Origin of the sequence: Pantoea sp. B65 (assembly GCF_047308185.1) — a bacterium.
GTDB lineage: Bacteria > Pseudomonadota > Gammaproteobacteria > Enterobacterales > Enterobacteriaceae > Erwinia.
The window spans coordinates 78,417-102,918 of sequence record NZ_JAHXPU010000035.1; the positions used below are offsets into that span (position 1 = coordinate 78,417).

Here is a 24,502-nt window from a genome sequence, read left to right on the forward strand (position 1 = left end):
TGAGGCGATAATCGGGTGTGCCGTGGGCCTGTATTGTCTGTCCGGGCCGGTAATCAGCAATCAAGAGGGCAGGCCAGCTGCCCTTTTTGTCATTATTAGTTCAGTGCTTTATCGTTAGGTGCTTTGAACAGTGCTTTCATATCTGCCGAAAGATCGAAGTCGATTTTCATGTTTTTTGGCGGAATAGGCTGTTTAAACCATTTATCAAACCATTTGCTGGCTTCACCGGAGGTCTGTGCCTGGGCAATGGTGTCGTCCATCAGCTTTTTAAACTCAGGATCGTCTTTACGCAGCATACAGCCGTAGGCTTCATGGGACTGTGGCGTGCCGACAATATCCCAGTCTGCCGGTTTCTTCGCTTTGGCGCGCTCGCCGGCCAGCAGGGCGTCATCCATCATAAAGGCCACGGCACGACCGGTTTCCAGCGTACGGAAGGAGTCACCGTGATCTTTGGCGCTGATAATGCGCATTTCCATTTTGTGTTCTTCATTCAGCTTATTCAGCAGAATTTCAGAAGTGGTACCAGAGGTCACGACTACCGCTTTGCCTTTCAGATCGGCGAAGTCTTTAATTGCGCCGCCTTTTTTCACCAGCAGGCGGGTGCCGACGACGAAGATGCTGTCGGAGAAGGCCGCTTGTTTCTGGCGTTCCAGATTGTTGGTGGTGGAACCGCACTCAAAATCGAAGGTGCCGTTTTGCAGCAGCGGGATACGGTTCTGCGAAGTGATTGGCAGTAATTTAACCTGCAGGTCAGGTTTGTTCAGTTTTTTCTTCACTGCATCAACAATCGCGTTGGAATAATCCTGCGAGTAACCCACTACTTTTTGCTGATTGTCGTAATACGAGAAAGGAACAGATGATTCGCGATGCCCGACCACGATAACGCCATCTTTACTGATTTTCTCGAGGGTCGTTAAGGGGGTTTTTGGATCTTCTGCATGAGCGATACCGGAGGCTAATCCAGCTAATGCAAGGCAAAGCCCCAGTTTCCGTAATTTCATGTTCCAACTCCTTTGTCGTTTTGGCGCCAATATAAAACCGCGCCGATGATGATGTTGTGTGTATTTGCTGCTGTTTTTTTTCCGCTACTTAAGCTGAAGTTGCTCTGTTTAGTTATTAAAATAGCTGAATGTTAACGTCATGAAACAAAAAAGTTTCTTTTTTGCGAGCTTGCGCGCACCAATCGGAGGCAATTATTTGGGCAATGCTCCGCCGCGGGGCGTCTCATGAGCCTTATTGGTGCAAGCCAGTTTTTCGTCTTGTTACACCAGCTTATCTGCAGCAATTCCACTGGAATATTTTGCAAACATCATGCCAAAACGTTACCGGCGCGTGTAAAGGGAGGATTAAACAGCGAGCCATAAATGGCTCCCCTGCCGCAGGGGGGCCGATATTCTTCTGTAGGGGCGGCATTTATGCAGCCCGTATCAATGGTTTGCACTGCGGTCGCCATCGGGACGGGAGCCATAAATGGCTCCCCTGGAGCAGGGGGGGGGCAGATATTCTTCTGTAGGGGCGGCATTTATGCCGCCCGTATCAATGGCTTGTACTGCTACCGCCTTCGGGACGGGAGCCATTAATGGCTCCCCTACGGCAGGGGGGCAGATATTCGCGCGTACCAATGATTTGCGCGGCGGTTGCCATCAGCACGGGAGCCATAAATGGCTCCCCTACATCAGGGGGGCAGATATTCTTCTGTAGGGGCGGCATTTATGCCACCCGTATCAATGATTTGCACTGCAGCCACCTTCGGGACGGGAGCCATTAATGGCTCCCCTACGGCAGGGGGGCAGATATTCGCGCGTATCAATGGCTTGTACTGCTGCCGCCTTCGGGACGGGAGCCATAAATGGCTCCCCTGGAGCAGGGGGGGGGGCAGATATTCTTCTGTAGGGGCGGCATTTATGCCGCCCGTATCAATGGCTTGTACTGCTGCCGCCTTCGGGACGGGAGCCATTAATGGCTCCCCTACGGCAGGGGGGCAGATATTCGCGCGTACCAATGATTTGCGCGGCGGTTGCCATCAGCACGGGAGCCATAAATGGCTCCCCTACATCAGGGGGGCAGATATTCTTCTGTAGGGGCGGCATTTATGCCGCCCGTATCAATGGCTTGCACTGCTGCCGCCTTCGGGACGGGAGCCATAAATGGCTCCCCTGCAGCAGGAACTGCTGTGAAATTACCGTCTTTTACCTAAACCCAGCACCAGGGCGGTAAAACCAAAGAGCGCGGTCACCATCCATACTGGCCAGTTGCCAAAACGCGCATACGGGGTTAAACCGCTGGTTGGGGTGACCCGGGCGTCCAGCACCTCACGGGTAAATTGCGGAATCAGCTTCTGCACTTCGCCGTCGGCGCTAATCACGGCGGTTACGCCATTATTAGTGCTGCGCAACAGCGGGCGACCCAGTTCCAGCGCACGCATGCGCGCCATCTGGAAATGCTGCCATGGCCCGATCGAGTGACCAAACCACGCATCATTGGAGATGGTCAGCAGGAAATTGGTATCCGGACGGAAATTATCGCGCACCTGCTGGCCCAGCACAATCTCATAACAAATGGCGGCGGTCAGGTTATAACCCGTCACCTGCAGCTGCGGCTGGATATAATCGCCACGGCTAAAGGAGGACATCGGTAGATCGAAGAACGGCGCCAGCGGACGCAGTAAACTCTCCAGCGGCACAAATTCACCAAACGGCACCAGATGGTTTTTCTGGTAGCGATTGCTACTGCGATAATCATAAGGCTGGTTGCCGCCGAGGACGATGATCGAGTTGTAATCGTGGTAGCGATTGTTCTGCAGACGTGAGTCGACAATACCGGTAACCAGACCGCTACCGGCGGTGCGCAGTTCGTTATCCAGCGAACGCAGGAATGGCTGCTGATTGAGTTCCAGATCGGGGATGGCGGATTCCGGCCAGATAATAATCGGCGCTTTGCCGATAAACGGGCGCGAAAGCTGACTATAGATATTTAAGGTTCGCAGCAGCTCGTCCGGATCCCACTTCATTGACTGTGGAATATTGCCCTGCACCAGCGCAACGTTAACCGCACGCTCAGGAAGTGCCTGAAACCAGCTGATCTGACGCAACGGCCAGGGCAGCAATAGCAGGGCAATGGCGCCAGCCAGCGGCGCCAGACGGCGCTGAACCGCGGCATAGACTACCAGACCGGCAATGATCATCAGCACAAAGGTAATCGATTCGACACCCAGAATCGGCGCCAGCCCTTTTAGCGGACCATTGATCTGGCTGTAACCAAACTGCAACCACGGAAAGCCGGTCAGCACCCAGCCGCGTAAAAATTCGCTAATCTGCCACAGCACCGGCGCCGCTACCGCCAGCCTTAGCAATGAGGTGCGCGGAAAGAATCGGGCCAGTAACCCGCTAAACAGCATGGTGTAAAGCGACAGATACGCCGCCAGCAGCACCACCAGGAAGACGTTAACCGGACCCGGCATACCGCCAAAGGTGGCGATACTGACATATACCCAGTTGATGCCGCTGCCAAACAGCCCCATTCCCCAGACGAAACCAATGGCGCTAGCCTGGGCGGTGCTGCGGTTGAGCGTCAGAGCCAGTAAACCCGCCAGTGAAACCAGCGCGGCGGGCCAAAAATCATAAGGTGAAAAAGCCAGTGTGCCACAGGCACCGGTTATCAGCGCCAATAACAGCCGAACCCGCTGGCGCAGGTAAAGTGAGGCAATAGCCATAAAGTAATTATTCTTCCAGTGTAGGTTGTGGCGAGTTTTCCGGAATTCTGACATGAACCTGAATGATGCGCCGACTGTCGGCCATCGCCACTTTGAACTGATAACCATCGATCTCGATACTTTCACCGCGTGCCGGCAAATGGCCGAATCCCTGCATCACCAGACCGCCAATGGTATCGACCTCATCATCACTGAAGCTGGTGGCGAAGGTTTCATTGAAATCTTCAATCGGCGTCAGGGCGCGGATGGTGTAGGTGTGACGGCTAAGCTGACGGATATCGCGATCTTCTTCATCGTCATACTCATCTTCAATTTCGCCGACAATCAGTTCCAGAATGTCTTCAATGGTCACCAGACCGGAAACGCCGCCAAATTCGTCAATCACAATCGCCATGTGGTAGCGCTTGGAGCGGAACTCCTTCAGCATGCGATCAACACGCTTACTTTCCGGCACCACCACCGCAGGGCGTAAAACTTTTTCCATGCTGAAGGGTTCGGAACCACTGCTCATAAACGGCAGCAGATCTTTCGCCATCAGAATCCCTTCAATATGATCTTTGTCTTCGCTGATCACCGGAAAACGCGAGTGCGCGGATTCGATAATCACCGTCAGGCACTCTTCCAGGGTCTGGTTACGTTTTAACGTCACCATCTGTGAGCGCGGGATCATAATGTCGCGAACGCGCTGCTCCGCAATATCCATCACGCCTTCCAGCATGTCACGGGTATCGGGGTCAATCAGCTCATTCTGTTCAGAGTCGCGGATCAGTTCCAGCAAATCATCACGGTTTTTGGGCTCGCCGTGAAAAAGCTGATTCAGGATAAGGGTAAAGAATCCCTTTTTACTACTGGGACTGTCGCTGTTTTGTGAATGGTCGTCGCTCATGGCGTTTTAGTTAAGGTCTCTCTTGCTGGGATCGGTCTGTCAGCAGGGGGCTGACAGCTGAGTAGTTCGGCAGAAAACGGCAGCAGACTGACTGCTGCCGTTTGCGATTATCAATCTTCTTTCTCCGAAATGTACGGATCGGGGTAACCAAGAGCAAGCATTATCTCGGTTTCCAGTGATTCCATCTCTTCGGCTTCTTCATCTTCAATGTGATCATAGCCAAGTAAATGCAGACTGCCATGGATCACCATATGCGCCCAGTGCGCCAGCAGCGTCTTCTGCTGCTCGACCGCCTCCTGTTCCACCACCTGACGGCAGATGATCAGGTCGCCAAGCAGCGACAGCTCAATGCCGGGTGGCGCTTCAAAGGGAAATGACAGCACATTGGTCGGTTTATCTTTCCCACGGTAGGTCATATTCAGCTCGTGGCTCTCCGCTTCATCAACGATGCGGATCGTCACTTCGCTTTCTGGCTGAAACTGCGGCAGAACCGCTTCCAGCCAGTGCTGAAAATCAGACTCCTGCGGTAAACCTTCGGCAGAGGCGCTGGCAATTTGCAGGTCAAGGATCACTTCACTCATTTCTGCTCCTGGGCAGTTTGTGCCGCAAGGGCTTCACGCTTGCGCTCTTCCGCCAGCTGATCGCGGCGTTTCTGGTCGGCGGCTTCCCAGGCTTCATAGGCTACCACGATGCGTGCGACAACCGGATGACGCACCACATCTTCGCTATGGAAGAAGTTAAAGCTCAGTTCTTCAACGCCGGACAGCACTTCAATAGCATGGCGCAGACCGGATTTCAGGTTGCGCGGCAGGTCGATTTGCGTCACATCGCCGGTGATCACCGCTTTTGAATTAAAACCAATACGCGTCAGGAACATCTTCATCTGTTCGATGGTGGTGTTCTGGCTCTCATCAAGGATGATAAAGGCATCATTCAGCGTACGGCCGCGCATATAGGCCAGTGGCGCAACTTCAATCACGTTGCGTTCCATCAGTTTTTCCACGCGTTCAAAACCGAGCATTTCAAACAGCGCGTCATACAGTGGGCGCAGATAAGGATCCACTTTCTGGCTGAGATCCCCCGGCAGAAAGCCGAGTTTTTCCCCGGCTTCCACCGCCGGACGCGTCAACAGAATACGGCGAATTTCCTGGCGCTCCAGTGCATCGACCGCGGCCGCTACCGCGAGATAGGTTTTACCGGTACCGGCCGGGCCAATGCCGAAGGTGATATCGTGATCGAGGATATTGGCGATGTACTGCGCCTGGTTAGGCGTACGCGGTTTAATCACACCACGTTTAGTCTTGATATGGATCGCTTTGCCAAACTCCGGCACGCTCTCAGCCGTTTGTTCCAGCACGCGGCTCTCTTTGATTGCCAGATGAATCTGTTCCGGATCGATATCGCTGCTATTACCGCGTACCGGCGCGGTATCGACATACAGGTCGCGCAAAATATCGGCGGCGGCGTTAACGCAGAGGGCGCGGCCTGACAGCTTAAACGCGTTATCGTGGCGGTTAATCTCAATACCCAGACGACGCTCAAGTTGCTTAATGTTATCGTCAAACGGACCGCACAGGCTGAGCAACCGGCGATTGTCCGCGGGTTCTAACTGTATTTCGCGAGTTTCGATATTCAAACTAATCCTATGGGTCACTGAGGGCCAGTTACGTTGCTACAGGGTTAACAGAAAAGGCGGGTTAACAGCCGTGCCTTTCAGACAATTATTTATGTCGCTGCAAAATGTCGCAAGTGAGAGAACAGATATTTGGGCACGGCTTTCAGAAAGCAAGGGCATTGGCGTGAACTTGCGCGGCGAACCGTAACGCTCGCCGCCAAACCGGGGGATCAGGGCTGGTAGGTGCCGACGCCCAGCTCGTTTTCTTTGCGCGTGCGCGCAATCACTGAGGCCGGGCTTTCTGCCATACGCAGACCCATCTGATCTTCGGTGCGTACCATCTTGCCACGCAGGGAGTTGGTATAGACATCAACGATTTCAACATCAACGAATTTACCGATCATCTCCGGCGTACCTTCAAAGTTAACCACGCGGTTATTTTCGGTACGCCCCGACAGTTCCATCACATTTTTACGCGAGGTGCCTTCCACCAGAATGCGCTGTACGCTGCCGAGCATGCGGCGGCTCCATGCCATAGCCTGCTGGGTGATACGGTCCTGCAGAATATACAAACGCTGCTTCTTCTCCTCCTCGGATACATCGTCAGGCAGGTCAGCCGCTGGCGTCCCCGGACGTGCCGAGTAGATAAAGCTGTAACTCATATCGAAGTTAACGTCGGCAATCAGCTTCATGGTCTGTTCAAAGTCAGCCTGGGTTTCGCCCGGAAAACCAATAATAAAGTCCGAACTGATCTGAATATTCGGGCGGGCAGCAATCAGTTTACGGATGATGGCTTTGTATTCCAGCCCGGTGTGGGCGCGTTTCATCAGCGTCAGAATACGGTCGGCGCCGCTCTGTACCGGCAGATGCAGGAAACTGACCAGCTCCGGCGTATCACGATAGACGTCGATAATATCGTCGGTGAATTCGATCGGGTGGCTGGTGGTAAAGCGGATACGATCGATACCGTCAATCGCCGCCACCAGACGCAGCAGATCGGCAAAGCTGCAGATCTCATTGTCAAAAGTGGTGCCGCGGTAGGCATTCACGTTCTGACCTAACAGGTTAACTTCACGTACGCCTTGCGCCGCCAGCTGGGCAATCTCAAACAGGATATCGTCGCAGGGACGGCTGACCTCTTCGCCACGGGTGTAAGGCACCACGCAGAACGTACAGTATTTGTTGCAGCCTTCCATAATCGAAACAAAAGCGGTTGGGCCATCAGCTTTCGGCTCCGGCAGACGATCGAATTTCTCAATCTCCGGGAAGCTGATATCGACGACCGGGCTTTTGGTGCCGCGCACGCTGTTGATCATTTCCGGCAGACGGTGCAGGGTTTGCGGGCCAAACACAATATCCACGTAATGCGCGCGCTGACGGATATGATCCCCTTCCTGCGATGCCACGCAGCCGCCAACGCCGATAATCAGATCGGGATTGCTCTCTTTCAACGTTTTCCAGCGGCCCAACTGATGAAATACCTTTTCCTGCGCTTTTTCGCGAATTGAACAGGTATTAAGCAGCAAAATATCTGCCTCTTCAGCCACCTCAGTCAGGGTGTAGCCGTGGGTCGTTTCCAGCAGGTCAGCCATTTTGGATGAATCGTACTCATTCATCTGGCAGCCCCAGGTCTTGATATGCAGTTTTTTAGTCATCGACATGCCATTACTCAATGCAGAAGGGAGTGCAGGGGCAATAGTGTAATGCCTGAACGCGGCTGTGACCAGCCTGGGGCGGCCATTTATGGCCGCCGTTAACAGTTGATTCGCGTTTTCTGTTTGTCAGCGCAAATTCCGGTACAATTCAGGGTAAGGCAATGTTGGATTTAATCGCCGTAAACCCCGACGGCATAAGGATGAGTAGATGGATAAGGCGCATTTTGATGTGGTGGTGGTGGGCGGTGGCATGGTGGGGGCCGCGCTGGCCAGTGGTCTGGCGCAACAGGGATTTTCGCTTGCGGTGATCGAGCAGGAAGAAACGCCGGCATTTGACCCCGCCAGCCACCCGGATGTGCGTATTTCAGCGATTGGCAGCGCTTCGGTGGATCTGCTGAAACAGCTGGCGGTATGGCCTGAGATTCAGCAGATGCGCGCTGCCCCTTACCGCCAGCTGGAAACCTGGGAGTGGCAAACCGCCAGCGTGCAGTTTGACGCCGGTTCTCTCGGCCTGCCGGAACTGGGCTATATGGTGGAAAACCGCGTGTTGCAACGCGCCCTCTGGCAGCGCCTGCAGCAGCAGGATGTCACCCTGATCTGTCCGGCGGCACTGAAAAACATTGAGCAGCATAACGATGGCTGGACGGTGACGCTGGAGGATCAGCGGCAACTGGTGGCGCGTCTGGTGGTCGGGGCCGACGGCGCCCGTTCGCGGGTCCGCCAGCTGGCGGGGATTGGCATTCACGGCTGGAACTACAGCCAGGCCTGCATGCTGATCAGCATTCGCTGCGAGCATCCCGCAGGCGATACCACCTGGCAGCAGTTTACCCCGCAGGGGCCGCGCGCCTTTCTGCCGCTGTTTGATAACTGGGCATCGCTGGTGTGGTATGACGCGCCGGCGCGTATCCGTCAGCTACAGGCGATGCCGATGGCGCAGCTGCAAAAAGAGATTCAGGCCCACTTTCCGGCGCGGCTGGGCCGCTTTAGCGCCGTGGCTGCCGGCTCGTTCCCGCTGGTACGTCGTCATGCCACACGCTATGTGCAGGAGGGTTTAGCACTGGTGGGTGATGCGGCGCATACCATTAATCCGCTGGCGGGGCAGGGGGTGAACCTCGGCTATCGCGATGTGGATGCGTTAATTGATGTGCTGACTGCGGCACGTAACCAGGCTGAAGCCTGGAGCAGCGCCGCGGTGCTGCTCCGTTATCAGCGTAAGCGCTACATGGATAACCTGCTAATGCAGAGTGGTATGGACCTGTTCTATTTCACTTTCAGCAATCAGCTGGCGCCGCTCAGGGTGGTGCGCAATCTCGGACTGCTGGTGGCCCAGCGTTCAGGCGTATTAAAGCGTCAGGCGTTACGTTACGCGCTGGGATTGTAACCCTGGCGTAGTTCCGGCCCGGGGGGCGATAAGGGCCTCCGGGCAAACAGACAGACGTAAAAAAGCCCGCAGAAGCGGGCTTTTTACTTAATTGGCTGGGGTGCAGGGATTCGAACCCCGGAATGCTGGTATCAGAAACCAGAGCCTTACCACTTGGCGACACCCCAATTGTGTGCGATCTGCAAGGCAAATCGTCTTGTTTGGCTGGGGTGCAGGGATTCGAACCCCAGATGCTGGTATCAGAAACCAGAGCCTTACCGCTTGGCGACACCCCAATTGTGTGCGATCTGCAATGCAAACCGTCTTTTTTTGGCTGGGGTGCAGGGATTCGAACCCCAGATGCTGGTATCAGAAACCAGAGCCTTACCGCTTGGCGACACCCCAATGGTACTACAAAAAAAATGGTGGCTACTACGGGAATCGAACCTGTGACCCCAGCATTATGAGTGCTGTGCTCTAACCAGCTGAGCTAAGTAGCCATTGTACTGCATTTTCTTCGGTACTGCATTTCCCGATTTGGCTGGGATACCTGGATTCGAACCAGGGAATGCCGGTATCAAAAACCGGTGCCTTACCGCTTGGCGATATCCCAATATCCGTACCACGTACCCGTGATAAATCGAAAAATTGTGGCTGGGGTACCTGGATTCGAACCAGGGAATGCCGGTATCAAAAACCGGTGCCTTACCGCTTGGCGATACCCCATCCGTACAACGCCGTTTATGGAAATGGTGCGGGAGGCGAGACTTGAACTCGCACACCTTGCGGCGCCAGAACCTAAATCTGGTGCGTCTACCAATTTCGCCACTCCCGCAAAAAAGATGGTGGCTACGACGGGAATCGAACCTGTGACCCCAGCATTATGAGTGCTGTGCTCTAACCAGCTGAGCTACGTAGCCATCTTTTTTTCGCGTTACCTTCATCGGCGTTGCGGGGCGCATTATGCGTAGTTGACCTGAAAGCGTCAACAAATTTTTTACCGTTTTTGACGTCAAACGTTTTGTTTGTCTGGCTTATAACCAGCATGGTGATAAAAACAGCGATTTTCCATCCTGACGGTAGCTTTTCGCCAGTAAAAATGGGCCGCGAGCGGCCCATTTTTAATCAGATAAACAGATGCTTATTTATAAGCGGAAGCATGTACGCCGACTGCACGACCAGAGGGATCATTCATGTTTTTGAAGGATTCATCCCACTCAATCGCTTTGGCGGACGAACAGGCGACTGACGGGCCGCCAGGCACGCATTCTGCCGCGCTTGGCAGCGGGAACAGCTCTTCAAAGATTTCACGATACAGATACGCTTCTTTCGAGGTCGGCGTGTTGTACGGGAAACGGAAGTGCGCGGTCTGCAACTGTTGATCGCTAATCTGTTTTGCCGCCACTTCTTTCAGCGTATCAATCCAGCTGTAACCCACCCCGTCAGAGAACTGCTCTTTCTGCCGCCAGGCGACACTTTCCGGCAGGTAAGAGGCAAAACACTCACGCAGGATGTGTTTTTCCATTTTACCGTTTGGCCCGCACATTTTGTCGGCCGGGTTGATGCGCATAGCAACATCAAGGAATTTCTTGTCGAGGAAAGGTACGCGTGCTTCCACGCCCCAGGCCGACATCGCTTTGTTAGCGCGCGCGCAGTCGAACATATGCAGCGCCAGCAGCTTACGCACGTTTTCTTCATGGAACTCTTTGGCGTTTGGCGCTTTATGGAAGTAGAGGTAACCACCAAACACTTCGTCGGCGCCTTCGCCGGACAGCACCATTTTAATGCCCATCGCTTTGATCTTACGCGACATCAGATACATCGGCGTTGAGGCGCGGATGGTGGTGACGTCGTAAGTTTCAATGTGATAAATCACATCGCGAATCGCATCCAGACCTTCCTGCACGGTGAAATGAATTTCGTGGTGCACGGTGCCCAGATGTTCAGCGACCGATTTTGCCGCTTTCAGATCCGGCGAACCTTCCAGACCTACCGCAAACGAGTGCAGCTGTGGCCACCAGGCTTCGCTCTGGTCCTGATCTTCCACACGTTTCGCCGCAAAGCGCTTGGTCACGGCGGAGATAATGGAGGAGTCAAGACCGCCGGAGAGCAGCACGCCGTAAGGGACGTCTGACATCAGGTGGCTTTTCACCGACTCTTCGAGGGCGTTTTTCAGACCCTCTGCGTCGGTGGTGTTGTGTTCAACCGCTTCATAGTCAAACCAGTCACGCTGCCAGTAACGGCGAATTTCGCCATCTTCGCTCGACAGGTAGCTTCCTGGGGGGAATTCTTTAATGCTGCGGCACACCGGCACCAGCGCTTTCATTTCGGAAGCGACGTACAGGTTACCGTGCTCATCGTTACCCATATACAGCGGGATAATACCGATATGGTCGCGGCCAATCAGGTAAGTATTTTTCACGCTGTCATACAGAATAAAGGCAAACATACCCTGCAGTTCGTCCAGGAAATCAACCCCTTTTTCCTGATACAGCGCGAGGATCACTTCACAGTCAGAACCGGTCTGGAACGCATAGCGGTCGCTCAGTTTCGCCCGCAGCGCCTGATGGTTATAAATTTCGCCGTTCACTGCGAGAACGTGGGTGTGGTCTGCGTTATACAGCGGCTGCGCGCCATTATTGACGTCAACAATCGACAGGCGCTCATGCGCCAGGATGGCATGGTCATCAGCATAGACGCCAGACCAGTCCGGGCCGCGATGACGCATCAGGCGGGAAAGCTCCAACGCCTTTTTACGCAATTCAACAGGATCGGTTTTCAGATCCAGCACACCAAAGATAGAACACATAGCAACGCTCCCTAACGACTAACCATGGCTGGTTGATGATTTCATTTCTGCAGCGGTTCGCTGCCCGATGCATAAGAAAATGCTCTATATCAGGGTGTCGATCAAGTATTTTAGCTAATCTCTGAAAAATAGTCTGTTGACTCGCTTGAATCTTTGATGGTTTATCATTTTTATCGTGGTTTTATTGTTGAATCGGCAATTAATCAGCGGATCAGGTGAAAAAACCAGCGGTCAATGGCCGGGAAGAGTGCGCCGATCGCCGGCGCAGGAGCGGCATGGATGCCGCTCGGGTAGATAATCAGCAGAATGGCGCCGGGGAAAGCTAGAAAATATCTATATCCGCCACCGAGGGATAAATCCACGTTGGCCGGAATGGCATGGCATCAATATCACTCAGGGTTGAGACGCCGGAGAGCACCAGAATAGTGGCTAAACCGGCCTGAAAACCGGCGAGAATATCGGTACGTAAATTGTCGCCGACAATCACTGTGTCTTCGGAGTGACCCTGGGCTTTATTCAGCGCCGCGCGGATAATCCACGGGCTGGGTTTGCCGACATAGAACGGCTTACGACCAGATATTTTTTCAATACCGGCACAGAGCGCGCCACAGCCGGGGGTAAAGCCGCGGCCATGGCTGTCGGGATTGGTGGCAATAAAGCGCGCGCCGTTGGCGACGAAAAATGCCGCTTTATGCATCATGTCCCAGTTAAACGAGCGTGTCTCACCGACAATCACAAAATCGGGGTTGATATCGGTAATGGTGAAACCGGCTTTATACAGCTCATGAATCAGCGCGCCTTCGCCCACCACATAGGCTTTTTTCCCTTCCTGACGCCGCAGAAAATCCGCCGTCGCCATGGCCGAGGTGTAAAACACACTTTCCGGGACTTCAATACCGGCTGAAGCAAAACGATTGGCCAGGTCCTGGGCGGTCTGTGACGGGTAGTTCGTCAACACCACCAGCGGCATGCCTTTATCCATCACGCGATGGATAAACTCATCAGCGCCGGGAACGGCGGTATTGTCATGCATCAGCACGCCATCAATATCACAAATCACATTTTTTAGGGTCATCACGCTTTTCCACAGGAGAGCCAGCACCGGGCTGGCTGAACTATTACGCTTCCAGAAGACGCTGCAACAGAATGCCATTCAGCATTGCGCGTTTGACCAGCGCGAAAGCGCCGATAGCGGAACGGTGATCGATCTCAGAACGCACCACCGGTAAATTTTTGCGGAAGGCTTTCAGCACCTGGGTATTGATGCAGCCTTCAATCGCCGGCAGCAATATTTTTTCAGCGTCAATAATTTCACCGGCGATCACCACTTTTTGCGGATTAAACAGGTTAATCGCGATGGCAATCGCTTTGCCTAAATAGCGGCCAACATGTTCAATCACTTCACAGGCCAGCGGGTCACCCCGGTTGGCGGCTTTGCAGATCAGATGGATTTGGCAGTCATCGAGCGTCAGGGCGCTGGGGTAGCCCTGCGTAAGCAGATGGCGTACGCGGCTCTCAATGGCGCCGTTGGCGGCAATAGTTTCCAGACAACCAAAGTTACCGCAGTGACAGCGCTCACCCAGCGGATCAACCTGGATATGGCCAATTTCTCCCACGTTACCATTACTGCCGAGAAAAATATGCCCGTTGGTGATGATGCCGGCGCCGGTACCACGGTGTAAACGCACCAAAATAGAGTCGGCGCAGTCGCGCGACGCACCAAAGTAGTGCTCCGCCAGCGCCAGACTGCGGATATCGTGACCGACAAAACTGGTGACATTAAAGCGCGCCTCCATTTGCGAGACCAGCGCCCAGTTATTAACGTTGATATGCGGCATATAACGGATCACGCCGTTATTCGGGTCCACCAGACCGGGCAAAATCACCGAAATGGCAATCAGTTCGCGCAGTTTGCGCTGGTGCAGTTCGCTGAAGTTTTCGATGGCGCGGAACAGGGCGTTTTCCAGGGTTTCCTGGGTGCGTTCCGGCAGCGGATAGTGCTCTTCCGCAAGGGATTTACCGCTCAGATCATACAGCGTCAGGGTCGCGTCATTACGGCCAAGACGTACACCAATGGTATTAAAACCGCGCGTCTCGGTGATGATGGAGATGGCGCGGCGACCACCGGTCGAGGCCTGTTGATCGACCTCTTTAATCAGTCCGCGCTCAATAAGCTGGCGGGTAATTTTGGTGACACTGGCGGGAGCAAGCTGGCTGAGATCGGCGATTTGAATGCGCGAGATAGGACCCTGCTGGTCAATCAGCCGGTAAACGGCTGCGCTATTCAGTTGTTTTACGAGATCGACATTTCCTATTGGTGCCTGGCCGCCATTGGTCATTCAGTGATTACTCGCTTAGGACTTCGTCACCATTAACGATAGTCTGGATGATGTGATAATCGCGGGTGAAAACAGTCAGGTTAGCGACTTTTCCGGCTTCGATTGAACCTAACTGTTTGTCCACGCCCATTGCACGGGCTGGATAGAGCGTTGCCATTCGTAAGGTTTCATCCAGGGAGATGCCGACATGTTCGACGCAGTTCTCTACTGCTTCAATCATAGTTAGCGCAGAACCACTGAGCGTACCTTTCTCATCAACGCACAACCCGTTCCGATAGTATATTGTTTTGCCTGCAAAAATGAACTGATCAATGGCCGCTCCCGCCGGCGCGGTAGCATCGGTCACCAGGATCAGCTTATCGCCTTTGATGCGTTTGGCATTACGTATGTTAGCGTAATGAACATGTAAACCATCGGCAATAATACCGCAGTATACCTCTGGCGCATCAAACAGCGCACCAATCAGACCCGGTTCACGGCCAGTGATGGTCGGCATGGCGTTATACAGGTGGGTGGCGAAACTAATCCCGGCGCTGATACCGCTTTTCGCTTCCTGATACGTGGCGTGGGAGTGGCCCGCTGAAACAATAATACCGGCATCACGCAACTGGCGTATCACGTGATCGCCGGCCATTTCCGGCGCCAGGGTGATTTTGCCGATGACATCGGCATTTTCGCAAAGAAAATTAACCAGCGCCGGATTCGGTTTGCGAATTAAGTCCGGATTATGCGTGCCTTTCTTGGCGATATTCAGCCAGGGGCCTTCCAGATGCAGGCCCAGCGCCTGATGAGCGTTTTGCGCCAGCCAGGCGCGCATCACTTCAACCGCCCGGGTCATCAGCTCATCGCTGCTGGTGATCAGCGTCGGTAAAAAGCTGGTACAGCCGGATTTCTCGTTGGCTTTTTGCATGATATTCAGGGTCTCAACGCTGATTGCGCTGAGATCGTCATTAAACTGCACGCCGCCGCAGCCGTTAAGCTGCAGGTCGATAAAACCGGGAGCAATAATTGCGCCAGCCACGTCACGCGTTGCGATGCCAGCGGGCAGTTCTGCCAGCGGGCAGACGCGCTCAATCAGACCATCAGCAATAATCACTGCATGAGCGTCAAGGATTTCATGGCCGGTAAAGATCCGGCCCTGGGTTAATGCGTACATGTCTGTTACCTCCCGGTCGGTTCCGGCTGGTGGTTTGGGCATCGCTGCAGGGGGCTTTTTGGGCCCTGCAGCCAGGGCGGCGCCAAACATAGCGGAACTGGTGTTCGCTTAAAAAATTACAGGCCTTTCATATTTTCCGCTTCCATTTCGCGGAAATATTTTACGGTTTTCACTTTCAGTTCCATGGTTGAAGGTTCATCGCACACCACCACTGATTTGGCATGCAGCTGCAGACAGCTGATGGTCCACATATGATTTACATTGCCTTCAACTGCCGCTTGCAGCGCCAGCGCTTTCACGCTGCCGATGACCAGAATCATCACTTCTTCCGCATCCAGCAGGGTGCCAACGCCAACCGTCAGGGCGTATTTCGGCACCTGATCCACATCGCCGTCAAAGAAGCGCGAATTCGCCACGCGGGTTTCGTGCGTCAGCGTTTTGATACGGGTGCGGGATGCCAGAGAAGAAGCGGGTTCGTTAAAGGCGATATGGCCATCATTGCCGACGCCGCCCATAAAAAGATGGATCTTACCGTACGCGCGAATCTTTTCCTCATACTGGCGACATTCTGCGTCAATATCAGCAGCATTACCATTAAGAAGATTGATATTTTCGCGAGGAATATCAATGTGATCAAAGAAATTACGATACATAAAGCTATGATAGCTTTCCGGATGCGCTTTCGGCAGGCCAACATATTCGTCCATATTGAAAGTGACAACATGTTTAAAGCTAACCTGGCCCGCTTTATGCATCTCGATTAGGTGTTTATAGGCTTCCAGCGGCGTACCGCCAGTCGGCAGTCCTAACACGAAAGGGCGTTCAGCGGTTGGGTTAAATGTGTTGATGCGGTTGACGATATGACGTGCGGCCCATTTACCTACCTGCGTTGGGGTCGACAGGGGAATCAGTCTCATGTTTCACCTCTAAGTACAATTGAATCAGATTAAAGACGGTGTGACGGCAGTTATCACTAAGGGTAACCTGCCTTAGCCATAACCACAGAGGAAAAATCCGTCCAGATAATTCGGATCATAAAATAAGTTTGGCGTCATAGCCAGTCGCGTATGTAAAATAGTGCAGTATTTGGTGATATCAGTCACATATGTGTAGGTTTTAATTTGCGAAGCGAATTAATTTTTTTTTACACTTCGCATCGTGGTGTGTACTGTCATCAGGTTAACTGAAAACTGTGATAAAAATACAAAACAGTTTCAGTGGCCTTGTCAGCTCTCGGAGGGGGAAAAGGTGAATATTTTAAGTTACTTACAAAAAGTAGGCCGGGCGCTCATGGTGCCGGTAGCAACGCTGCCTGCTGCTGCGATCTTGATGGGTATTGGTTACTGGCTCGACCCGGATACCTGGGGTGCGGGCAATGCGCTGGCCGCCCTGTTTATCAAATCCGGCTCGGCAATTATCGAAAATATGTCAGTACTGTTCGCCGTAGGCGTGGCGTACGGCATGTCGAAAGACAAAGACGGCGCTGCGGCGTTAACCGGCTTTGTCGGTTTTCTGGTGGTGACCACGCTCTGTTCGCCAGCCGCAGTGGCGATGATCCAGAAGATGCCATTAGACCAGGTGCCTGCCGCGTTTGGCAAAATCAGCAACCAGTTTGTCGGCATCCTGGTCGGGATTATCTCGGCGGAAGTTTATAACCGCTTTAGCCATGTGGAGCTGCCGAAAGCGCTGTCGTTTTTTAGCGGACGTCGTCTGGTGCCGATTCTGGTCTCATTCCTGATGATTCTGGTGGCGTTTATTCTGATGTATATCTGGCCGGTGATTTTTGGTGGCCTGGTTAACTTCGGTGAACATATTCAGAAACTTGGCTCAGCGGGTGCCGGGGTGTATGCCTTCTTTAACCGTCTGCTGATCCCGGTCGGTCTGCATCACGCGCTGAACTCGGTATTCTGGTTTGACGTGGCCGGTATCAACGATATTCCTAATTTCCTCGGCGGCGCTCAGTCGATTGAGAGCGGGAAAGGCATTGTCGGTATCACCGGACGTTATCAGGCGGGCTTCTTCCCGATTATGATGTTCGGCCTGCCGGGTGCGGCGCTGGCCATTTATCACTGCGCCCGTCCGGAAAACCGTGCGAAGGTGGCCGGTATTATGATTGCGGCGGCATTTGCCTCTTTCTTTACCGGCATCACCGAGCCGCTGGAATTTTCGTTTATGTTTGTGGCGCCGGTGCTGTATGTGATCCACGCCTTCCTGACCGGGGTATCGGTATTTATCGCCGCCAGTATGCACTGGATCGCCGGTTTCGGCTTCAGCGCCGGTCTGGTGGATATGGTGCTGTCGTCGCGTAACCCGCTGGCCACCCAGTGGTATATGCTGATCCCGCAAGGTCTGGTGTTCTTCGCTATTTACTATGTGGTGTTCCGCTTCACCATCCAGAAATTCAATCTGATGACCCCCGGCCGCGAGCTGGCGGTTGCCGGCGATGAGAGCGATGGCTACGACAGCAACGTCGATCATAGCGGCAGCGGTGAGTCTGAGACCGAAACCCTGGCACGTCGCTATATCACTGCGGTAGGCGGTTCGGAAAACCTCACCGGTATTGATGCCTGTATTACCCGTCTGCGGCTGAATGTGGCGGATTCGGGGGCGGTGAACGAATCACTGGCGAAGCATCTTGGCGCTTCCGGCGTAATCCGTCTGAACAAACAGAGTGTGCAGATTATTGTCGGTACCCGCGCGGAAACTATCGCTTCAGCGATGAAAATCGTGCTGGCCAAAGGCCCGGTTGCGGCGACCAGCGCCGCCAGCGCGGCGCCGGTGGCGCCAGCTGTCCAGCCGCAGGCGGTGAGCAATGCCTCAAAAGGGATTATTGCTACGCTGGTGGCGCCGGTCAGTGGTGAAGTGGTGGCTATCGATCAGGTGCCTGATGAAGCCTTCGCCAGCAAAGCGGTCGGTGATGGCTTGGCTATCCAACCCACGGGCAAAACCGTGGTGGCGCCGATTGCCGGTACGCTGGTGAAGATTTTTAATACCAACCATGCGTTTTGTCTGGAAACCGACAACGGTGTGGAGATCGTGGTGCATATGGGCCTCGATACCGTCGCTCTGGAAGGTAAAGGCTTTACCCGTCTGGCGGAAGAGGGCGCCAGCGTGACGGCGGGTCAGCCGGTGCTGGAGATGGATCTCGACTTCCTTAACAGCCACGCTCGCTCAATGATCAGTCCGGTAGTGGTCAGCAATATTGATGACTTCGCCGGGGTGAATCTGCTGGCCAGCGGTACCGTGGTTGCCGGTGAAACCAAACTGTTCGAAATCAAAAGCTAACCCTGACAGGGGCGGTAAAGCAGGGCGGGAAGCGATTCCCGCCCTTTTTTTCTGTAATTAGACTAACAAACGGTTGTTTCCCTTCTCCGCTTTGTGGATCATACTCCGTTATTTCGTGGTTCAAATCACCAGCCATATTTAGTGTTGAGGAAATTGAGATGAGTGAGGCAGAAGCCCGCCCAACTAACTTTATTCGTCAGATTATCGACGAAGATTTGGCGAACGGTGTGCACGCCAGCGTGCATACACGTTTTCCACCGGAGCCGAATGGCTATTTGCACATCGGTCATGCAAAGTCGATCTGCCTGAACTTTGGCATTGCGCAAGATTATCAGGGTCAATGTAACTTGCGTTTCGACGACACTAACCCGGTTAAAGAAGACCTGGAGTATGTGGAATCCATTAAGCATGATGTGCAATGGCTCGGTTTCCAGTGGAGTGGCGATGTCTGTTATTCCTCTGACTATTTCGATCAACTGTACAACTACGCGCTGGAGCTGATTAACAAAGGCCTGGCCTATGTTGATGAACTGACGCCGGAACAGATCCGTGAATATCGCGGCACCCTGACGTCAGCCGGTAAAAACAGCCCGTACCGTGATCGCACGCCGCAGGAGAACCTTGCGCTGTTTGAAAAAATGCGCAATGGCGAATTTGCCGAAGGCAGCGCCTGCCTGCGCGCTAAAATCGATATGGCATCCAGCTTTATCGTCATGCGCGATCCGGTGCTGTACCGCATTAAGTTTGCCGAACATCACCAGACCGGCAATAAGTGGTGCATCTATCCGATGTACGACTTTACCCACTGCATTTCCGATGCGCTGGAAGGCATTACTCACTCGCTCTGTACACTGGAGTTCCAGGATAACCGTCGGCTGTATGACTGGGTGCTGGATAACATCACCATTCCGGTGCATCCGCGTCAGTATGAGTTCTCTCGCCTGAATCTCGAATATGCGGTGATGTCGAAGCGTAAGCTGAACCAGCTGGTAACCGAGAAAGTGGTCGAGGGCTGGGACGATCCGCGCATGCTGACGGTGTCTGGTCTGCGTCGTCGTGGCTATACCGCGGCATCGATTCGTGAGTTCTGCCGCCGTATCGGTATTACCAAGCAGGACAATATCGTGGAGATGGCGTCGCTGGAGTCCTGTATTCGTGACGACCTCAACGAAAATGCGCCACGTGCGATGGCCGTGCTTGATCCGGTTAAAGTGGTGATTGAAAACTTACCGGCCGGTTATGAAGAGCTGCTTACCATGCCCGCTCATCCGAACAAACCGGAAATGGGCAGCCGCGAAGTGCCATTCAGCCGTGAAGTATGGATTGACCGTGCCGACTTCCGTGAAGAAGCCAACAAGCAGTACAAGCGTCTGGTGCTGGGTAAAGAGGTCCGTCTACGTAATGCTTACGTGATCAAAGCCGAACGGGTGGCGAAAGATGAGGCCGGCAATATCACCTGCCTGTACTGCACCTGCGATACCGATACCTTAAGCAAGGATCCGGCCGATGGGCGTAAGGTGAAAGGGGTGATTCACTGGGTGTCTGCGGTACATGGGTTGCCGGCGGAATTCCGTCTGTACGATCGCCTGTTTAGCGTGGCCAATCCGGGGGCGGCTGAAGACTTCCTCACCACCATCAATCCGGAATCGCTGGTGATACGTCAGGGATTTGTCGAGCCGGGCCTGCAGACGGCGGTAGCCAGCAGCCCGTACCAGTTCGAGCGTGAAGGGTATTTCTGCGCCGACAGCCGTTACTCCAGCCCGGCAAAGCTGGTATTTAACCGGACGGTGGGTTTGCGTGATACCTGGGCTAAAATCGACGCATAATCGTAGCCAGTGAAAAAAATAGCAGGCCGCAGCGGATAACGCAGCGGCCTTTTTTTTACCTGGTTTCCGGCGCTGACTCTGCCGTATCCAGAAGCTGCAGCGTTTTGCTACTGTTATCGAACCGCAGCCGTTGACTGGCGCTGTCCGGATTGCCGATCATTTTATTGATGGTTTCCTGCGGGGTGGTTTTATAGAGTTTGAATTTCTCTGTCGCCTCTTTATGACTGCCGACCCCGAGAAACAGCCATTTGTTACGGCTGCCCTGCAACAGCATCGCCCGGCCATCGACCCGGCCTTTCCCTTTGCGCTGTACATGTTGGTTATCGTTTCGTTTCACATCGAAAGTAAAATAGTGCGAGTTAGCATACGAATGAAATTTTACCCGCTGGAAGTCGCCTGCCATCAGTGCGGCGGTAGCTTTTGGCAGCGTCTTACTGAATTGTTCATCAACGCAGGCTTTTTGCCACTCTTTACCGATATAGATGATCATCGGGTCTTTCGGTTTTTCTTCTTCCCGGGTTTTTTCTGCCGCTGTTTCGCTGGTTGAGCTGACCCGTTCCGGCTCGCTGGTGCTGCTGATATCGCTGGTGCGATAAGTGATCGATTCCTCCTTGTTAAACAGAGGCGCATAAACCACATCAAGGGGCTTTTCTTTTACCAGCTGCGGATATTGCTGCAGTAACCGCTGGTATTGTGGTTCATCGCTGGTCTTAATAGCATTCAGGATGCCTTTCAGCGAGTTTGTCAGAGCGCTGCTGATGTCTCTGATGCCCTTTTTTTCACGCAGCGACTGACTCAAAGTAAAAATAGCGTCAATCGTGTCGCTAAAACAGGAGGGATCGTATTGCTGTAAGAAGTTGCAAATACGGTTAAGGGTGTTTTCTAAATCATAAATAGAGTAGCCCGCAGTTTTAAGCGCATCCGCATTATTCGGATCTGACGGCAGTAATGCCGACCCGTTGTGCATCGTGGTTAAGCACTGTGTAATAAAGGGCGTCGGGACGGTCTGTGATTCGTTTGCGAGAAAATTCAGCAGTAAAATCTGCACTTCCGGGGCGGCCTGCAGAAAACATTGCGAATTGATTAACCACTCCGTATTGATAACTTTTCGTGAACTGGCCTTATGGGCATCGGTAAAGATCTTCCAGCTGGCAGGGAAGGCGGTCAGCAGGGTGGAAAATGCCTGTCGCTCAAGGTCGCTGAGACGATCGCCGGGTTCGCTGCCCTGCGCCGCCCGTTCCATCTCTTTGCGCGCCACATCGACAAACAGCCCGTAACCTGCCTGTTCGTAAGTCTGATTCAGGGGGATTTTCGCCAGCGCCAGAAATAATTTCTCCCGACTTTTTAACGTCTCACAGGCGCTGGCCAGCACCGACTGCCTGATGAAATCGCTAATTGGGTTCTGACTGTTCACCAGCGACTGCTCTATCGCCCGGGTAATGATGGCAAGATAGGTCTCTTCAGTAATCTTGTCGCTTGCCGCTTTTTCGCTCAGAATATTCAGCGGTGACTGGACTTTGGTTTTTATTCCGATGGCGCACAAATTTTTTATCACATTATGGCTCAGCAGTTTATCGGTATTTTTCCCATACCCCTGGCTCAGTAACATGATTTGTATGGTCAGAACAGATTCAATGAGTTGATTGTATTCATTGATCTTCGCTTCTTCCTGCTTATTGAGTTTATTTTTCTTTAATGACGGTGGTAGCGGTGTGGTCTCGATAATGTGTTGCAGGCGCGCATTCAGCTGATTAATTCTCGCCGGACTGCTATCCTCCACACGGTTGGCATCAATAATTTCCTGTAAAAAAATAATGCGTTTTTTGCTTTTTACCTGTTGCATTATTTTATTGTCATCGCGATACAGAGGGCCGGAAAATGAGATCAGCATTGCGCTAAGCAGAGGGTCGGCATCACTATTGGTATAAATGTAACTGGAGAGGAATTTATCTTTACTATGCACTTTACCTGCCATGCCAGGTAATAAAATAACCGGTTTGTCGAGTTTTTGTTCAATATGCTTCTGCCATTTTGAACGCTTATCGATATAGACCAGACTCTGATTATTATCGACAACCACTACCTGGTTTTCACCAAGGTTGTCTATTTTTATTTGTCGGTATTTCTCCCAGTAGAACATGTATATTTTTACCGCCTCTTCCACACTGGTATGATAAATGTGGGTAATCATATTCGGCGGGTAGGTTTCAATGGCTAACAGCATACTGATAGCGTTTGAGATTTTTGTTTTGACATTTTTACCGATCAGTTGCCGGAAAACTTCATGGGCTTTTGGCGCGGATACGCGGTCGTTAAAAAAATCGACCAGATGGATGGTGGCCAGTGGGGTGTTACCATCACCACCCACTTCAGATAATATCCTTCTGAAATTTTCTGCCACATACTCAGACCAGGCTTCGGGATGTTGAAAAACAAACGACAAAAATATCGACAGCACCCGGTCCTCCAGTGTGCAGACATCTTTATATTTCTCCTCGTTATTCCTGATATTAGCCGCCAGCAGTTTTTTCATTTCCGGGTATTTCTTTTTGATAAAGGGATAACTGGTTGCGGAAAGTATCGGCCACCATGCTTCCATCACCGAGCCGATAAAATCATTATCGAGGTTTGAATTTTCAATGGCATTGGCGAAAAGGCTATAATAATACTCCAGCCTTTTCTGTGTGGCAGTCGCGGCTATCGGCTTATCTTCCAGTTCATGGAAAATTTCTTCCGGTATTTTTCTGATGATTTTTTTTAAATTAATGTCGTCGTGCTTAAAATAGTGCATTACCTGACTGATTGCATCGCTGAAATGTGGCTCATTGCCTGTCGGCAGCTCTTTTGCCAGCGTGTATAAATATTTCGTCATGGTCTTGCTCTTATCTGCGAACTGAAGAGCAAGGGTGGTGACCGGTTTATACATCTCTGCGGGCGGCGAACCAAGGTAAGCTAAAATATAGTGGATTAGTTTGCCGGTGATGATAACCGGTGATGTGCCGGGATGGGTTTTTAAAAAATTTTTCCTTTTGCCAGACGGCAGCAGGGTATATTCAATGTTGGTATTCAGCGCGCGGAAAAATTCGCCTTTAGGAATGGTATCGCCCCCCGGCGCATTGGCAAAAAAAGTCGCGGCGGCGTCTAACCGCTCTCTGATAGCATCGTCGTTATCCAGATCGGTCAGTGATATGAGTTGCTGGTATTGTTCCCTGCCGTGGTCAGTTAATTTTTCATATAAAATCTCTGGCGTCATAATAAAAAGTGCGCAGATAAGTTCGGTATCACTGGTCTGATAGATATCTTCCGGGATGGCAGCCAAAATCGCTACCCGATCGGCATCCGGTAAGGAGACAGACAGATCCTGGAATCCGGCGCGTTTTATCGTCACCAGCGTGGTGGTTGCTGACGATGAAATCATAATGGCGTCAGGCAGTTCACTGACAGGTTGCTCAGCACTCAATCTTTGGCCACTGGCATAAACCTGCGGGGCTGGCTGGCCGGGTTCGGAGACCACCAGCGGGAATGCGGAGATAAAGGAAAATAACGGGTAAAAATGCTCTGGCACGCAGTGGTTTATTATTTCCTGCTGATTGTCATCCAGCACCAGCCACCTTTCCGCTTCAGGTTGCCGGGGTAGTGCCGGCGCGGGTTCAGCTATCTCCGGTGGCATTGCGCTGAATGGCTTTACTGCTGCTCCGCCCGGCTGTTGTGCGGTCAGGGCTTCATAATGCTGACCGCCGGCATTCTGGATATGCACCACCTCTGCGGCGTCCGGCGCTGCGCCTGCGGCACTGATAAACTCAGCCACCGTGCCATCATGCAGGCGGGAAAACTCGTGGATAATAACCCGCAGCGGCGG

15 protein-coding genes and 8 tRNA genes are annotated in these 24,502 nt (G+C 52.8%); 3 read left to right on the plus strand and 20 right to left on the minus strand.

Annotation, left to right across the window (positions count from 1 at the left end; genetic code table 11):
- Positions 1 to 95 precede the first annotated feature (95 nt).
- The 6 genes from JWF83_RS14220 to miaB all read right to left on the minus strand — a co-directional run bounded on the left by JWF83_RS14220 (position 96) and on the right by miaB (position 7,868).
- Positions 96 to 1,001 (minus strand): amino acid ABC transporter substrate-binding protein, encoded by a 906-nt coding sequence (locus tag JWF83_RS14220; protein ID WP_413650945.1) that lies wholly within the window; start codon positions 999 to 1,001, stop codon positions 96 to 98.
- A 1,178-nt stretch (positions 1,002 to 2,179) separates the two neighbouring features.
- Positions 2,180 to 3,712 (minus strand): apolipoprotein N-acyltransferase, encoded by a 1,533-nt coding sequence (gene lnt, locus JWF83_RS14225; RefSeq protein WP_413650946.1) that lies wholly within the window; start codon positions 3,710 to 3,712, stop codon positions 2,180 to 2,182.
- A 7-nt stretch (positions 3,713 to 3,719) separates the two neighbouring features.
- Entirely contained in the window at positions 3,720 to 4,598 is an 879-nt protein-coding gene (gene corC, locus JWF83_RS14230) for a CNNM family magnesium/cobalt transport protein CorC (protein WP_413650948.1), read from the minus strand.
- 110 nt (positions 4,599 to 4,708) lie between these two features.
- Entirely contained in the window at positions 4,709 to 5,179 is a 471-nt protein-coding gene (gene ybeY / locus JWF83_RS14235; protein ID WP_413650949.1) for an rRNA maturation RNase YbeY, read from the minus strand.
- The gene (locus JWF83_RS14240; RefSeq protein WP_413650950.1) at positions 5,176 to 6,234 is read right to left on the minus strand and encodes a PhoH family protein; all 1,059 of its coding nucleotides are present in this window, start codon (positions 6,232 to 6,234) and stop codon (positions 5,176 to 5,178) included. The genes ybeY and JWF83_RS14240 overlap by 4 nt, the downstream gene beginning before the upstream one ends.
- 209 nt (positions 6,235 to 6,443) lie before the next feature.
- Complete coding sequence (miaB, locus tag JWF83_RS14245) at positions 6,444 to 7,868, minus strand: tRNA (N6-isopentenyl adenosine(37)-C2)-methylthiotransferase MiaB (RefSeq protein WP_413650969.1); 1,425 nt, start codon at positions 7,866 to 7,868, stop codon at positions 6,444 to 6,446.
- A gap of 208 nt (positions 7,869 to 8,076) precedes the next feature.
- Between miaB and ubiF the strand changes: the two genes are divergently transcribed.
- The gene (gene ubiF, locus JWF83_RS14250) at positions 8,077 to 9,249 is read left to right on the plus strand and encodes a 3-demethoxyubiquinol 3-hydroxylase (protein ID WP_413650952.1); all 1,173 of its coding nucleotides are present in this window, start codon (positions 8,077 to 8,079) and stop codon (positions 9,247 to 9,249) included.
- Between the two features lie 92 nt (positions 9,250 to 9,341).
- On the opposite strand, the gene JWF83_RS14255 is transcribed toward ubiF, so the two are convergent.
- From JWF83_RS14255 to nagB, 13 genes are all read right to left on the minus strand, one after another.
- Positions 9,342 to 9,416 (minus strand) — tRNA-Gln (locus JWF83_RS14255).
- A gap of 34 nt (positions 9,417 to 9,450) precedes the next feature.
- Positions 9,451 to 9,524: transfer RNA gene (locus JWF83_RS14260), tRNA-Gln, on the minus strand.
- Positions 9,525 to 9,559: 35 nt separating this feature from the next.
- Positions 9,560 to 9,633 (minus strand) — tRNA-Gln (locus JWF83_RS14265).
- Positions 9,634 to 9,651: 18 nt separating this feature from the next.
- Positions 9,652 to 9,728 (minus strand) — tRNA-Met (locus JWF83_RS14270).
- Positions 9,729 to 9,766: 38 nt separating this feature from the next.
- Positions 9,767 to 9,841, minus strand: a tRNA-Gln gene (locus JWF83_RS14275).
- A gap of 38 nt (positions 9,842 to 9,879) precedes the next feature.
- Positions 9,880 to 9,954: transfer RNA gene (locus tag JWF83_RS14280), tRNA-Gln, on the minus strand.
- Between the two features lie 24 nt (positions 9,955 to 9,978).
- Positions 9,979 to 10,063, minus strand: a tRNA-Leu gene (locus JWF83_RS14285).
- A gap of 8 nt (positions 10,064 to 10,071) precedes the next feature.
- Positions 10,072 to 10,148: transfer RNA gene (locus tag JWF83_RS14290), tRNA-Met, on the minus strand.
- Between the two features lie 221 nt (positions 10,149 to 10,369).
- On the minus strand, positions 10,370 to 12,037 hold the full coding sequence (asnB, locus tag JWF83_RS14295; RefSeq protein WP_413650953.1) for an asparagine synthase B: 1,668 nt from the start codon (positions 12,035 to 12,037) through the stop codon (positions 10,370 to 10,372).
- A gap of 322 nt (positions 12,038 to 12,359) precedes the next feature.
- The gene (locus JWF83_RS14300) at positions 12,360 to 13,112 is read right to left on the minus strand and encodes an HAD-IIA family hydrolase (RefSeq protein ID WP_413650954.1); all 753 of its coding nucleotides are present in this window, start codon (positions 13,110 to 13,112) and stop codon (positions 12,360 to 12,362) included.
- 43 nt (positions 13,113 to 13,155) lie between these two features.
- Positions 13,156 to 14,376 carry a DNA-binding transcriptional regulator NagC gene (gene nagC / locus JWF83_RS14305; protein ID WP_413650955.1) on the minus strand — a complete coding sequence of 407 codons (1,221 nt, stop codon included), beginning with the start codon at positions 14,374 to 14,376 and terminating at the stop codon, positions 13,156 to 13,158.
- A 7-nt stretch (positions 14,377 to 14,383) separates the two neighbouring features.
- Positions 14,384 to 15,532, minus strand: coding sequence for an N-acetylglucosamine-6-phosphate deacetylase (gene nagA / locus JWF83_RS14310; protein WP_413650956.1), 1,149 nt, complete (start codon positions 15,530 to 15,532; stop codon positions 14,384 to 14,386).
- A gap of 116 nt (positions 15,533 to 15,648) precedes the next feature.
- Entirely contained in the window at positions 15,649 to 16,449 is an 801-nt protein-coding gene (nagB, locus tag JWF83_RS14315) for a glucosamine-6-phosphate deaminase (RefSeq protein ID WP_413650957.1), read from the minus strand.
- 331 nt (positions 16,450 to 16,780) lie between these two features.
- Between nagB and nagE the strand changes: the two genes are divergently transcribed.
- Together nagE and glnS are read left to right on the plus strand one after the other, a co-directional pair.
- Positions 16,781 to 18,817 (plus strand): N-acetylglucosamine-specific PTS transporter subunit IIBC, encoded by a 2,037-nt coding sequence (nagE, locus tag JWF83_RS14320; protein WP_413650958.1) that lies wholly within the window; start codon positions 16,781 to 16,783, stop codon positions 18,815 to 18,817.
- A 158-nt stretch (positions 18,818 to 18,975) separates the two neighbouring features.
- Positions 18,976 to 20,643, plus strand: coding sequence for a glutamine--tRNA ligase (glnS, locus tag JWF83_RS14325; protein ID WP_413650959.1), 1,668 nt, complete (start codon positions 18,976 to 18,978; stop codon positions 20,641 to 20,643).
- A gap of 55 nt (positions 20,644 to 20,698) precedes the next feature.
- Here glnS and JWF83_RS14330 read toward each other — a convergent pair.
- Positions 20,699 to 24,502 (minus strand): hypothetical protein (locus tag JWF83_RS14330; protein WP_413650960.1); only part of this gene is annotated, 3,804 nt, incomplete at its 5' end.

Bases quoted from the DNA above. Each gene is read 5' to 3' on its own strand.
- nagA (WP_413650956.1), bottom strand. From the start codon at position 15,532: ATGTACGCATTAACCCAGGGCCGGATCTTTACCGGCCATGAAATCCTT.
- asnB (WP_413650953.1), bottom strand. From the start codon at position 12,037: ATGTGTTCTATCTTTGGTGTGCTGGATCTGAAAACCGATCCTGTTGAA.
- nagC (WP_413650955.1), bottom strand. From the start codon at position 14,376: ATGACCAATGGCGGCCAGGCACCAATAGGAAATGTCGATCTCGTAAAA.
- ubiF (WP_413650952.1), top strand. From the start codon at position 8,077: ATGGATAAGGCGCATTTTGATGTGGTGGTGGTGGGCGGTGGCATGGTG.
- corC (WP_413650948.1), bottom strand. From the start codon at position 4,598: ATGAGCGACGACCATTCACAAAACAGCGACAGTCCCAGTAGTAAAAAG.
- ybeY (WP_413650949.1), bottom strand. From the start codon at position 5,179: ATGAGTGAAGTGATCCTTGACCTGCAAATTGCCAGCGCCTCTGCCGAA.
- miaB (WP_413650969.1), bottom strand. From the start codon at position 7,868: ATGACTAAAAAACTGCATATCAAGACCTGGGGCTGCCAGATGAATGAG.
- nagB (WP_413650957.1), bottom strand. From the start codon at position 16,449: ATGAGACTGATTCCCCTGTCGACCCCAACGCAGGTAGGTAAATGGGCC.
- glnS (WP_413650959.1), top strand. From the start codon at position 18,976: ATGAGTGAGGCAGAAGCCCGCCCAACTAACTTTATTCGTCAGATTATC.
- JWF83_RS14300 (WP_413650954.1), bottom strand. From the start codon at position 13,112: ATGACCCTAAAAAATGTGATTTGTGATATTGATGGCGTGCTGATGCAT.
- lnt (WP_413650946.1), bottom strand. From the start codon at position 3,712: ATGGCTATTGCCTCACTTTACCTGCGCCAGCGGGTTCGGCTGTTATTG.
- JWF83_RS14220 (WP_413650945.1), bottom strand. From the start codon at position 1,001: ATGAAATTACGGAAACTGGGGCTTTGCCTTGCATTAGCTGGATTAGCC.